This window comes from Otoolea muris (assembly GCF_943193115.1).
GTDB lineage: Bacteria > Bacillota > Clostridia > Lachnospirales > Lachnospiraceae > Otoolea > Otoolea muris.
In genome coordinates this window covers 89,327-101,781 of record NZ_CALPCY010000002.1, presented here as the reverse complement: position 1 = coordinate 101,781, position 12,455 = coordinate 89,327, and the positions used below count along the sequence as shown (strand labels likewise).

At 52.8% G+C, this 12,455-nt stretch carries 12 protein-coding genes; 8 read left to right on the top strand and 4 right to left on the bottom strand.

Features of this window, described 5'->3' with window-relative positions:
• Window positions 1–75 precede the first annotated feature (75 nt).
• Window positions 76–1,152, bottom strand: coding sequence for an ethanolamine utilization protein EutH (gene eutH / locus NFS31_RS02240; protein WP_251491146.1), 1,077 nt, complete (start codon window positions 1,150–1,152; stop codon window positions 76–78).
• 175 nt (window positions 1,153–1,327) lie between these two features.
• Window positions 1,328–2,614, bottom strand: coding sequence for a 2-hydroxycarboxylate transporter family protein (locus tag NFS31_RS02235; RefSeq protein ID WP_251491144.1), 1,287 nt, complete (start codon window positions 2,612–2,614; stop codon window positions 1,328–1,330).
• Window positions 2,615–3,129: 515 nt separating this feature from the next.
• On the opposite strand from NFS31_RS02235, the gene NFS31_RS02230 reads away from it, so the two are divergent.
• Together NFS31_RS02230 and NFS31_RS26825 are read left to right on the top strand one after the other, a co-directional pair.
• Entirely contained in the window at window positions 3,130–4,494 is a 1,365-nt protein-coding gene (locus NFS31_RS02230) for an MATE family efflux transporter (protein ID WP_251491142.1), read from the top strand.
• Between the two features lie 101 nt (window positions 4,495–4,595).
• Window positions 4,596–4,718: a hypothetical protein gene (locus tag NFS31_RS26825; RefSeq protein ID WP_275563867.1), complete on the top strand. Its 123-nt coding sequence runs from the start codon at window positions 4,596–4,598 to the stop codon at window positions 4,716–4,718.
• 245 nt (window positions 4,719–4,963) lie between these two features.
• On the opposite strand, the gene hypD is transcribed toward NFS31_RS26825, so the two are convergent.
• Window positions 4,964–7,321 carry a trans-4-hydroxy-L-proline dehydratase gene (hypD, locus tag NFS31_RS02225; RefSeq protein WP_251491468.1) on the bottom strand — a complete coding sequence of 786 codons (2,358 nt, stop codon included), beginning with the start codon at window positions 7,319–7,321 and terminating at the stop codon, window positions 4,964–4,966.
• Window positions 7,322–7,400: 79 nt separating this feature from the next.
• Window positions 7,401–8,318, bottom strand: a complete 918-nt coding sequence (locus NFS31_RS02220; RefSeq protein ID WP_251491140.1) for a trans-4-hydroxy-L-proline dehydratase activase — start codon at window positions 8,316–8,318, stop codon at window positions 7,401–7,403.
• Between the two features lie 212 nt (window positions 8,319–8,530).
• Between NFS31_RS02220 and moaC the strand changes: the two genes are divergently transcribed.
• The 6 genes from moaC to NFS31_RS02195 all read left to right on the top strand — a co-directional run bounded on the left by moaC (window position 8,531) and on the right by NFS31_RS02195 (window position 12,337).
• Complete coding sequence (moaC, locus tag NFS31_RS02215; protein ID WP_251491138.1) at window positions 8,531–9,007, top strand: cyclic pyranopterin monophosphate synthase MoaC; 477 nt, start codon at window positions 8,531–8,533, stop codon at window positions 9,005–9,007.
• The gene (gene moaA, locus NFS31_RS02210) at window positions 9,004–9,984 is read left to right on the top strand and encodes a GTP 3',8-cyclase MoaA (RefSeq protein WP_251491136.1); all 981 of its coding nucleotides are present in this window, start codon (window positions 9,004–9,006) and stop codon (window positions 9,982–9,984) included. Before moaC ends, moaA begins: the two co-directional genes overlap by 4 nt.
• Before the next feature lie 230 nt (window positions 9,985–10,214).
• On the top strand, window positions 10,215–10,646 hold the full coding sequence (locus NFS31_RS02205) for an MOSC domain-containing protein (RefSeq protein WP_251491134.1): 432 nt from the start codon (window positions 10,215–10,217) through the stop codon (window positions 10,644–10,646).
• Window positions 10,647–10,698: 52 nt separating this feature from the next.
• A complete protein-coding gene (locus tag NFS31_RS02200; protein ID WP_251491132.1) occupies window positions 10,699–11,196 on the top strand; it encodes a MogA/MoaB family molybdenum cofactor biosynthesis protein in 498 nt (165 codons plus the stop codon).
• 130 nt (window positions 11,197–11,326) lie between these two features.
• Window positions 11,327–11,509 carry a DUF6783 domain-containing protein gene (locus tag NFS31_RS27335; protein WP_465223427.1) on the top strand — a complete coding sequence of 61 codons (183 nt, stop codon included), beginning with the start codon at window positions 11,327–11,329 and terminating at the stop codon, window positions 11,507–11,509.
• 237 nt (window positions 11,510–11,746) lie between these two features.
• Entirely contained in the window at window positions 11,747–12,337 is a 591-nt protein-coding gene (locus NFS31_RS02195) for a TetR/AcrR family transcriptional regulator (RefSeq protein WP_251491130.1), read from the top strand.
• The last annotated feature ends 118 nt before the right edge of the window (window positions 12,338–12,455 follow it).

The window sequence follows — 12,455 nt, the reverse complement described above, 5'->3', positions numbered from 1 at the left end:
CCATTCAGGGCCTCCATAATACTGTCCGGATGGACCAGTGTTCTATCCAGCCAGCAATGAATTTTCAGACACGCTCTACGATAAGCTCTGCCTTTTATCACAAAAAACCGCAAGCGCCACAGCTAATATACCTGAGATCATTTTATTGGCCATATAAGCCGTCAGCGCCTTAGGCGGTATAAGAGAGGCCACGAAAGCCATCTGGCCGCCGACTACATACGCGCCTGCCACTGAAAAGGCCGCGTTTAAGATCCGCCCTCTGCGATCCATTTTTGTAAAGAGCGGCAGCATGGCAAGGCTCTGGGTACAGCTCAGGAATAGTCCCACCACAGACTCATTGTTCACGCCGAGAAAGCGCCCGATGGCCTCAATCGGCCGCCTGAGCTTGTCAAGGGCAATGTGGGACATGACAAGCCCGCCGCAGGCGACGATGACCATGCGGAGAACCATATCAAGCATTTCCGTTACCAGAGCGCTGTCCACGACCGCATACCTGGGGACAAAGACGCTGAATATCGCAATGCCGAAAAACAGGAAGCTGAGGATCCGGATCCCATTTCCCAGGATAATCAGAAACCGGGTGGTCTGCGCGGGGATCAGAAGAAAGGCGGCAATCAGAACCGCGCAGAGCGCCAGCACCGGAATCATATTGACAGACAGCTCGGATGCAGTCAGGCCGAGCATCAGGCCACCTGCCGCGAGGCCGAAGGGCAGCATAATAAGCCCAAAAATAAAACCCCGCATCAGCTCCGGGATCTCTTCCTTTTTGACAGCGGCCAGGAAGACGGGGAGCTGATACCCGACTGTGGCCCCCAGCCCGCCGGAAACCATGGAACCGGTAAAGATGGCGATCGAAGCCGAAGCCGCCAGCTTCTGCGCAATGCCCATGGCCCCCATATCAGGCGCCAGGAGACATCCCACAATAAGAGACGGATCAAAAGGCATATGTTCTGCGGCGGCTGCGAACGCCTCCGCATGGCTCTGCACATAAGAAATGCCGATCGCGTAAAAGCCGACCGTAGACATGGCAAGGCCGCCCATCGTGGAAAGGCCCTTCTCAAAATCAGGCATAAAGCCCAGCCTGCCGCCCAGTATTTCATCGAGAAGGCCCAGCGCGGCAAATACAAGCATCAAAATAACAAATACATTCATAATCTTTCCTCAATATCCTGCGTTCCGGCCGCTCAGACAGCATGGACGGTTCCTTCTCCGGCGTCTGCAAATCTTCGGCATTATCTGTATGTTACGGGGATTTGCAGACGGTATAATCCGCAGTATTCTCTTCTGTATAAACTGTCAGCCTTTAAAGCCGCCATCCTTCAAAGCCTCAAAGCATCAACTGCACCAGAACTCCGCCGAGCGTCAGCATCAGCGCCCCGCAGGAGCGCGTCACGATCTGCGCGAAGGGGAGAAGCTCCATCCGCTTTGCGCTGCTGAGCACCGCCACGTTGCCGGAACCGCCCATATTGGTGGTGCACATCCCGGCCGCAATCGCTGATTCAAGCGGGTAAAATCCCACTTTCCTGCCCACCAGCGAGGCGGTCAGCGTAATGGCAAGGACGACCAGGACGACGGTCAGGAGGTAAAACGGGGTAATATCGCGCAGGATGCTCTTCAGATCAATCAGTGTGGCCCCGATCCCGGTTAAGGCCGCGGCAGTCCAGCTATGGATGGCAAGCTGTCCCCACTGGCGGGCCGCCTCCTCAAGCTGCTCGGACATAATGCCCGTGCCCTTGACGATGACCACGGCAATGATCATCCAGGCATAAGTAGGAACCAGGGAGATGAAGCGGTGAAAGAGAGCTCCCAGTTCATAAAACGCCAGGGAAATGATCAGCCCGGTGCATAAGAGGGACAGGGACGGTTTCATGGCCGGCCTTGCAGGCGGTTTTGTCCCGTCATTCACCAGACGCCCGTGGCCGGTCAGCTCAGGACGTTTTTCTCCCACATTGTTGGCCAGAGCGCCCAGCACGATGGCCACGCAGTTACCGAGCACCGTGGCCGGCGCAATCCTTGTGAGGATCTGCCCCGCGTCCGTGCCAAGGACAGAGGAGTACATGGCGGACAGCGGGACCGAGCCTGCCGTCATCCCGCCGCTGGTCATGGGGATCCCGATATACAGAATGCCCTCCAAAAAGGAATTGCCCATAAACATTCCCAGAATCCCCGCCAGAATGACTCCGGCGGCCAGGGAGACAACGGCTGTCGGAAGCAGCCGGACCGTGGCCCGCAGAAGAAGATTGCGGTCAATATTAAACAGGCTTCCCGTGATCAGGGCGGATATATAAAAGACCAGAAAGCCCTGCTGGTTTACGAAATGGTTCAGAATATCCTGCGTCTGCGCCGGAATCAGCCCTGCCGCCTGAATCGCCGCCGCGCCCAGGATACAGATCACCGAGCCGCCTAAGTAGGTGCGTACCACCGGCAGCGAATTGCCGATCGCGTTCAGCCCTTCGCCCACGACCATCAAGACAATGATGCCGCCGACCAGCCCGGCCGGGAGGCAGTCTGCATACATACACGCTATCACAAGGATCAGGACGCCCAGATAGACGGGAAGCGGGAACCCCGCTACATTTGCCGCCCATATCCTGGTTTTAAAATTCCCTGTCATCGTATCATTCCTTTCGTGAAATATTGTTGCCGCAGTAAAATGGGGGATGAACTGCGGTTTGTTTTCTTTATCATAGCATAGAGTCTCGGGTATTTCCAGCAGTTGGTTTGTAAATGGGGGGATTATTCGTGAAGGGGGATTCGTGAGAGGTTACTGTTCGCACCCCTGCCGGGCTGTGCCCGGTAACACGCTTCGCGATGCACACAAACTGCAAAAAATGCAGCTTGGCGCTGCTGCTCCCGGGTTTGACCCAAGGGGACCCGCTGTCGGTGACTTTCGCTGCGCTGCACTCACAAAAACACCTCGGATTGGCCGGCGTGTGAACAGTAACCGTGAGGTAACAGTTCAGGTTGTCTGAACGGTTACACCGTGAGAGGGCCGCCCACAGCATAAAAAATTTTCCCGCTTGTGTTTTCCGTCCGTCCGCATTATAATTATAAGATTCACATATTTCCGCCCAAAGTTCCAAAACTGCATTTCCAAACCGCTATTTCAGAAAAGGAGGAAGGACAATTATGATTAAAAACCTGACGGAAGGAAGGCCGCTTAAGCTTTTATTTTTCTTTTCTCTGCCCATGCTTCTGGGAAATCTTTTCCAGCAGCTTTATAATATGGTAGATTCAATCGTGGTCGGCAATTTCGTCGGCGCAGAGGCGCTGGCGGCGGTGGGGGCCTCTTTTCCGGTGGTATTTCTGGCCGTGGCGCTGGCGGCGGGCCTGTCGATGGGCTGTAATGTAGTGATCTCACAGCTTTTCGGCGCGAACCGGATCCGTGAGATGAAGGTCACGATATCAACGGCCCTGCTCGGGCAGTTCTTCTTAAGCCTTGCCATTATGATCGCAGGGGGACTTCTCTCGCCAGCGATTTTAAGGCTTCTGAAAACGCCGGCTAATATAATGGCAGATTCCAGGACGTATCTGCAGATTTATTTCTGCGGAGCAGTGTTCCTGTTTATTTATAATACCCTGAATGGAATATATAATGCGCTGGGAGACAGCAAAACGCCGCTTTATTTTCTGATGTTTTCGACACTGGCTAATATTGCGCTGGATCTGCTGTTTGTCATCCGCTACCAGATGGGGGTGGCAGGCGTGGCCTGGGCGACTCTGATCGCGCAGGGCATTTGCGCGGGCCTGTCGTTTCTGATTTTGTTAATCCGGTTAAAGAAACTGCCGGACGAGGAGGACGCGCCGGAGCTGAACGCGAGGCTGTTTGATTTTTCCGCTGTGAAACGGATCGCCCGCGTGGGAGTGCCCTCCATGATTCAGCAGTCGATCGTCTCCTTTAGCATGCTGCTTATGCAGGGGCTTGTAAACAGCTATGGCGCCCTCTTTATTGCGGGCTACACGGCGGCGACCAAGATCGACAGCCTGGCTATGCTGCCGAATATGAACTTTTCCAACGCCATGTCCAGCTATACAGCCCAGAATATCGGGGCCGGGAAGCAGGAACGGGTCAGGGAAGGCTACAAAGCCAGCCTCTTTATGGTCGTGGTATTCAGCTTGGCGCTGACAACGCTTATCTTCCTGTTCGGCCCGAATTTATTAAACCTGTTCATGGACTCCGACACAAATGTGGATGCCATCGGCTACGGGATGTCCTATATGCGTACCGTGTCATCCTTTTACATACTGATGGGCATTTTATTTGTGAGCAACGGGCTTTTACGGGGAGCGGGAGATATGGGATTCTTCATGCTGAGCTCGCTTGGGAACCTGTTCTGCAGGGTTGCGGTAGCGTATACGCTGGCAAGCCGGATGGGCCCCGGGGCGATCTGGTGGTCGATTCCCATCGGCTGGCTTGTCGGCAGCCTCATTTCCTATTCCCGTTACCGCAGCGGAAGGTGGGCGAAGCGCAGCTTGGTAGGGCGCAGCAGTTGAGAGATTGGAATTTGATTGCAGCCGCAGGTTACGCTATGGTATGTATAATACAAGTAAGTATAACGGCAATCTTTATTTAATGAGGAAAGAGGTGAGACGCGATGCCATCAGATGAAAAAGAATTAAACAGTGTCTTTTTTGACCAGCTTACGATAGTTGAGCGGATCGAACGTCAATTAGAAAGCGGCGGCGCAGAAGCTGCAAAAGTGAGATTGAGATCCTAAAAAACGAAATCAACAGAAAACTGTATCAACAGCCTCCGCTCAAAAATGATTAACATTTTTACATGTGAAGCCTGCCGTCCGGCAGGCTTTTTTAAGAAAAATCCTTTATGTTACAGGATGGCGTGCATTCAATTATCAGAAATATAATACCTCTTATGATATAAGCATGAGAGGCATACTCCCCTGCTTTGTCATAAGAGGTATAAAATCAGATATCCTTAGCTTAAGCCTTCAGAACATTTTTCCTAAAAACTCTGCTCCGTACGCTCAATAATCTCATCCTGAAGCGGTTTATCCAGATTCCGGAAATGGTCGCTGTATCCGGCCACGCGCACAATCAGATCCTTGTACTCCTCCGGATTCTTCTGCGCTTCGAGCAGCAGCTCGCGGTTTACAACGTTAAACTGCACATGATGTCCGTCCATATTAAAGTAAGCGCGTACATAGTTAGCCAGGTTGTCAATACCTTCCTCGCCCTCCAGGACATCAGGTGTGAACTTCTGGTTCAGCAGGGTGCCGCCGGTCTTTAAGTGATCCATCTTCGCGCAGGACTTAATAACAGCGGTCGGCCCATTCACATCAGCGCCCTTCTCCGGAGAGATACCCTCTGATACGGGCTTCTCAGCCAGACGTCCGTTGGCGCTCGCGATCATGACGCTGCCGAAGTAAACATGGCAGGTAGTCGGAAGCATGTCAACGCGGTAGGAGCCGCCTCTCATATTGGGTCTTGCGGATACGTTGTCAACATAGTAGTTGAAGACTTTCTGCATCAGCTCATCTGCGTAGTCGTCGTCATTGCCGTATTTCGGCGTCTTATTAAGAACCAGGTTGCGGATGGACTCATAGCCGACAAAGTTGGCTTTCAGCGCGTCCAGAAGCTCAGCCATGGTGAATTTCTTGTGGTCATATACATTGTATTTTACAGCGGACAGGCAGTCGGAGATGGTGCCTGTGCCCACGCCCTGGATAACGCTGGTGTTGTAGCGCGCGCCGCCTGCGTTGTAGTCCCTGCCTTTGGCGATACAGTCATTGGTCAGGATGGACAGGAACGGAACCGGCATATATTTCGCAAAGATCTGCTCGATCACATTGGAGCCTCTTACCTTGATGTCAAGGAAGTAGTTGATCTGCTTTGTATAAGCGTCCCATAACTCGTCAAAGGTCTTGAAATCCCTTGCGTCGCCGGTCTGAAGGCCTAACTGCTTGCCGGTCATCTGATCCACGCCGTTAAACAGGGTGAGCTCGAAAATCTTGGGCAGGTTGAAGTATCCCTGAAGGATATAAGCCTCGTTTCCGAATGCGCCGGTCTCAACGCAGCCTGAGGAACCGCCTTTGCGGGCGTCTTCCAGGGTCTTTCCTGCGTTCATGAGCTCCTGGATGATGGCTTCCGTATTGTAGAAGCAGGGCTGGCCCCATCCTTCGCGCGCGATCTCGCAGGCTCTCTTTAAGAACTTCTGCGGGTTCTTGCGGCTGATCTGTACGTTGGAGTTGGGCTGAACCAGCCTCATCTCATCCATGCAGTCAAGAATGATATAGGACACGTCATTTACGCCGTCCTTGCCGTCCGGTGTCACGCCGCCGGTGTTGATGTTGGCAAAGTCTGTGTAGGTGGAGCTCTCCTTTAAGGTGATGCCTACCTTCGGCGGAGCCGGCTGGTTGTAGAATTTCACCCATAAGCATTCCATCAGCTCAAGCGCTTCGTCTCTTGTGATAACGCCGTCTTCCACATCTTTTGCGTAGAACGGGCCTAAGTGCTGATCAAAATGTCCCGGTGAATAAGCGTCCCAGGGATTTAATTCCGTGGTAACAGCCAGATGGGTGAACCAGTAGTGCTGGATCGCCTGGTAATAGGTCTGGGGTTTGTGAGCCGGAACGACGTCGCAGTTGGCGGCGATCTGTAAAAGCTCTTTCTTTCTCTGCTCATCTGTGCATTCCGCCGCCATCTTTCTGGCCAGATCGCCGTAGCGCTTTCCTAAAATCATGATGGCGTCACAGCAGATGCTCATGGCGTTTAACTGATTCTTCTTCTCCAGCGCTTCGGGATCGTTCATGAAATCCAGGTTCGCGATAGCCTCTTTGATCTCATTCTGATAATCCAGGTAGCCCTGCTTGAAGATATTCTCAGAGCCAACCGTGTGGCCCGGTCCGCGCTGCTCCATGAACTCCGTGAAAATACCGGCCGCATAAGCCTCTTTCCACTCATCGGTCATGCTGTTTAAGATCTTGTGGCGCGTGGAACGATTCTCCCAGAAGGGAATGATCATCTCTTCCTGAATCTTTAAGTCCTCTTCGGTTACAGAGAAATTCACGATCTTGCGATCGTTCATGTTGTGCATGTCTTCCAGTGTATGGCAGCACAGCTCCGGGAATGTGGGAGCGGACTGCGGGCCGTCGCCCTTCTCACCCACGATCAGCTCGCCGTCGTCAATGCTGATGGTCTTGTTGGTGAAGAAATGCTTTAATACCAGGGCGCGCAGCTCGGGAACGGAGACAGAGCCCTCATACATCTTATAAGCCTCTGTTTCCAGCACAGCGCGCTCGATATAGATGTGGGGCTGGGTGGTCGTGCTTATTTTTCTGAGCCTTCTGATACGCTCGTTCATACCGCGTTCCTGATTGCCGGTGTAATCCTTTTCATAGCCGCTTCCACCGCAGCAACAGCTTGTTTCGTTTGCCATGTTTTTACCCTCCTATTTTTGTATGATTGAAACCATGTTGCATAAACATATTTTTGAACAGCTCCATACGCTCTTTGTCCGGCGTCTTCAGTATATTCTCTTCGTCGCAGGCTCTGTCAAGTTTCCCGTATTTGTGGTTGCCCGTATTGTGGTAGGGCAGAAGATTGACCTGTTTTACGCGGATGTTGTTCTCCCGCAGGAAATCAATAACCTGGTTCATAAAAGCTTCGTCGGCATTGACCCCATCGATGGTTGGGATGCGGATGCTGATCGAAGCGCCGTCCTCATTCAGCTTCTTTAAGTTCTCTAAAATGAGCGCGTTGTCAACGCCCATGAAATGCTTATGTATCTCAGGATCCATGGCCTTGATGTCGTACAAAAACGTATCGACAAACGGCAGGATCCGTTTGAAATTCCCGTAAGGCGCATAGCCGCAGGTGTCAATATTCACGCTGTAGCCCTTGTCGTGTAAAATGCGGCACAGCTTTTCGATGAAATCCATGTCCTGAATCATCACCTCGCCGCCGGAAAGGGTAATGCCGCCGCCGGAGCTCTCATAGAACATCCGATCCTTTTCGGCCTCCTTTACCAGCTCCTGCACCGTATACTCCCTGCCGGCGATCTCCCTGGCATTGTTTAAGCACCAGTCGGTACAGACGCCGCAGGCCGTACACGCATCGCGGTCCAGGACAACCTTATCCTGCGTAAGCGAGATCGCCTGCGCGGGGCAGCGCTTTACACATTCTCCGCAGAGCGTACAGCGGTCATGGAAGACCATCAGCTCCTTTGGACGCCGCTGGCTTTCCGGGTTATGACACCACAGGCAGGATAACGGGCATCCTTTAAAAAATATACTGGTTCTGATGCCATCCCCATCGTGGATGGAAAATTTCTGAATGTTAAATACATAAGGATGCTCCATAATCCCCGCCCCCCTTTTTTGAAAACTAGACTACGTTCTAGTTATGAGTCTATAATACTACAAATTGCTCTGAAATACAATAGAAATTTGAAAAAAATATAAAGAAATCAAAACTTTCCTAAAAAGAGATGACAGCCAGAACGATAAGCGATATAATATGAAAAAAATAAAGTGATTTTTAAACAGGACTATTAAAAAAGCGAGGAAAATTCATGGAAAAGAAATTGACTCATTTTGATACAAAGGGAAACGCCGTGATGGTGGATGTGGGGGATAAGGATGTCACCACCCGCACTGCAGTAGCCACGGGAAAGATCCGCGTGAATGAGGCTGTGATGAAAGCGGTCATGGCCGGGACCGTAAAAAAGGGCGACGTCCTGGGCGTGGCCAGGGTGGCGGGAATCATGGCGGTCAAGCAGACGGCCGGCCTGATACCCATGTGCCATACGCTGTTTATTTCCAAGTGCAGCATTGAATTTGAGGTTAATAAGGAAGAGATGGAGATCAAGGTCATCTGCGCCGCGACAGCGGAGGGAAAGACCGGCGTGGAGATGGAAGCCCTCACGGGAGTGAGCGTCACGCTTCTGACAATCTACGATATGTGTAAGGCCATTGATAAGCGCATGGAGATGAATGAAATACATCTGGAAACAAAATCAGGTGGGAAAAGCGGGGATTTTGCGAGATGACGGACGGCATGGGCAGAACCATTGACTATATCCGCATTTCCGTGACGGACCGGTGTAATTTAAGGTGCCGGTACTGTATGCCCGAGGAAGGGGTGGAGAGCATTGCGCACGATCGGATCCTGCGCTTTGGGGAGATCCTGCGGATTGTCAGCGTCCTGGCCGGCATGGGGCTTAAAAAGGTAAAAATAACCGGCGGGGAGCCGCTGGTGCGGCGGGGCGTCACAGACTTAATTGCCCGCATCCGCCAGACGCCGGGCATTGAAAATATCACGCTCACCACGAACGGAGTCCTTCTGGAGGAGATGTACGACAGCCTGGCCGACGCCGGGCTCGACGCCGTAACCGTGAGCCTCGACACCCTGGATCCGGCCCGCTACCGCGCGATCACCAGGCGCGACGAGGCGGAGCGTGTGATACGGGGTATCCGCCAGGCTGCGTTAAAGAACCGGATTTCCCTTAAAATCAACTGCGTCCCGATGGGGGATCCGCGTGAACAGGGGATTTTGGAGCTGCTGCAGCTTGCAAAGAGCCAGCCGATCCACGTCCGTTTTATTGAAATGATGCCTATCGGGCTCGGAAGCCAATTTCCCTTTATCAGTGAAAACGAGCTGAAGGAATTTCTGGAAGCGCATCTGGGCGCCTTAACGCCGTGCAGCGACGTAAAGGGAAACGGCCCCTGTAAATATTACGCCGCCGAAGGCTTTTGCGGGCGGGTCGGCTTTATCAGCGCAGTCACCCACAAATTCTGTTCTGAGTGCAACAGGGTGCGCCTGACTGCCGAAGGCTTTTTAAAGACCTGCCTCCAGTACGATACAGGCGTGGAGCTAAAGCCCCTTCTGGCGGCCGGGTGCAGTGAAGAAGAGCTGAAAGCCGCCATCGAAAAAGCCCTGCGCGCCAAGCCGTCAGGACACGATTTCGGAGGCTGCGCGCGGACGGCGGGCGCAGAGCGCCGCGGCATGTCGCAGATAGGCGGCTGACCGTCAGGGGATTTATTCCCGCGAGCAACGAGCCAGGTGGGCATGCTTGCATGCACATTTGGCGACTGCCGCGAGGGTCAAATACCCCGCTGCTCTGCAGCGCTGCAAGCTTGACGCTCCGTTGCCTGCAGCGGGGGTGTTGACTCTGATAGAATAAAAAGAACATGAAAGAGGCTCAGTTCCGGTTACCGGGGCTGGCGCAGCAGGCAAAAAGAAAGCAGGAGGGAAAAATGGGAAAGGTAATTGCAGTCTGTACAAGCGATATAAAGGGAGTTCAGAAAAAAAATGTCCATGAGGCAAGGTTTATCGAGGACTTTGGCATCGAGGGCGACGCCCACGCGGGGAAATGGCTCCGCCAGGTGAGTTTGCTGTCCCATGACAGGATCGAGGAATTCAGGAAGCGCGGCGCGCAGGTGGAGGACGGCGCGTTCGGGGAGAATCTGGTCGTGGAAGGGATCGACTTTAAGACGCTTCCGATCGGGACGCGCTTCCAGTGCAATGACGTGATTTTGGAACTGACGCAGATCGGGAAGGAATGCCATCACGGGTGCGCGATATTCCAGGCCATGGGAGATTGCATCATGCCCCGGGAGGGGGTATTCAGCAGAGTGATCAGCGGGGGGACGATAAGAGAAGGGGATATGCTGGAGATTGTTAAGTAATGCGCGGTCTATGGATTCAGGAAAATTGAAATATTATAAGGAGAGCCAGGATATGAGAGTTGCAATTATTACTTCCAGCGATTCCGGGTATGCGGGACAGCGGGAGGATGTAAGCGGGCCGGTGATAGAGGAGATTGTGACCGCGTCGGGCTATGAGGTGGTTCAGAGGGAGCTCCTTCCGGATGATTTTGCGATGCTCCGCGATGCGATGATACGGATCTGTGATGAGGGGAGAGCAGATTTGGTGCTGACTACCGGAGGGACGGGCTGTTCTCCCCGGGATGTGATGCCAGAGGCCACAGCCGCCGCCGCCGAGCGGATGGTTCCCGGAATTCCGGAGGCGATGCGGGCGTACAGTATGCAGTTTACAAGACGCGCCATGCTGACAAGGGCTGCCAGCGGGATCCGGGGGCGCTCCCTGATCGTGAACCTGCCGGGAAGCCCCAAGGCGGTCCGCGAGTGTCTGGAATATATTCTGCCGGAATTACGGCATGGGCTGGAAATCCTTCTGGGGGAGGCGGGGGAGTGCGCTAGTACAGCGTTGCATTAATTTGCAAGTAAAAAGCGATTGATATTCGTGTCATCTGTGCGTCTGCGAAGCGACGGCATAGTGGTGTCTACGGCTAGCTTTGCAGGCGTGCAGAGGGCGCGGATAGCGAGTGCTGTTTACTCGCGAATTAATGCAATACTGTACTAGAGCGTGTTTGAAAATTCATTCCTGGCATCTGCACGCCCCACTTCGCGGTATATTTGTGCCCAATTCACTTAACGCAGCCCGCTGCGCCGCGTTCATTTGGCACAAATCTCCCACAAAGTGGCACGCACAGCTACCAGAAAGCAATTTTCAAACACGCTCTGGGTAAGAGGACGGCAGGCATCATTTATCCCTGAGATCGCCTGATATCATATATAAGGATGCGCTATTTTCGGCATACGTCCATGGCGGCCTTCCCACACTTAAACCATGGCCAAAATATAAACATGACGTAATTCCCGCAACCAAGACCGCAAATAAGAATCCAACCTTTGCCTTTACTTCGTTCCAATTTAATGATACAATAGAAGTCAGGCACATTTTTGATGAAACGAGGGAAAAACAGATGGCAAAAGGAAGTGAGACAAAGGCCAGAATTGCCCGTGTGGCATGGAAGCTGTTCCATGAAAAGGGATATGAAGATACGACGATTGATGAGATCATCCTCCAGTCAGGAACCTCAAAAGGGAGTTTCTATCACTATTACAGCGGGAAGGATGAACTTTTATCCTCTCTGCCTGAGATATTTGACGCAAAATATGAAGAAGTGATTCAGACGCTGGATCCGGAGATGGACAGTTATGAAAAGCTTTTATTCCTTTGCTATAGTATTCATGATATGATAGGAGAGGAGATTCCGGTCGGTCTTCTGGCCTCCCTTTACTCCTCCCAGGTGGTGACCAAAGGGGATAAGCACCTGCTGGATCAGAACCGCTTTTATTACAAAATGATAAACCAGTTGGTGGATGAGGGCCAGAGAAGGGGGCAGATCACAAGGGAGCTCCCCTACTATGAGGTTGCCAGGCTGTACACGCTCTGTGAGAGGGCGATTATCTATGATTATTGTATCTCCAACGGGAATTATTCTTTGGGAGAGTATACGAGGAGAACCATGCCCCTGATTTTCGGCGGCGTCCGGGGGACGGGGCGGGCCTGATACGTCGCTGCGCAAATGCCAGTGAGTGTTGATGAGGATGTATGGGCCCGGCGTCCGGCGGGCCTGTTTCAAGCGCCGGCGCGCCAGAAGGCGGAGAATCCTGCAGGGCAGGATTCTT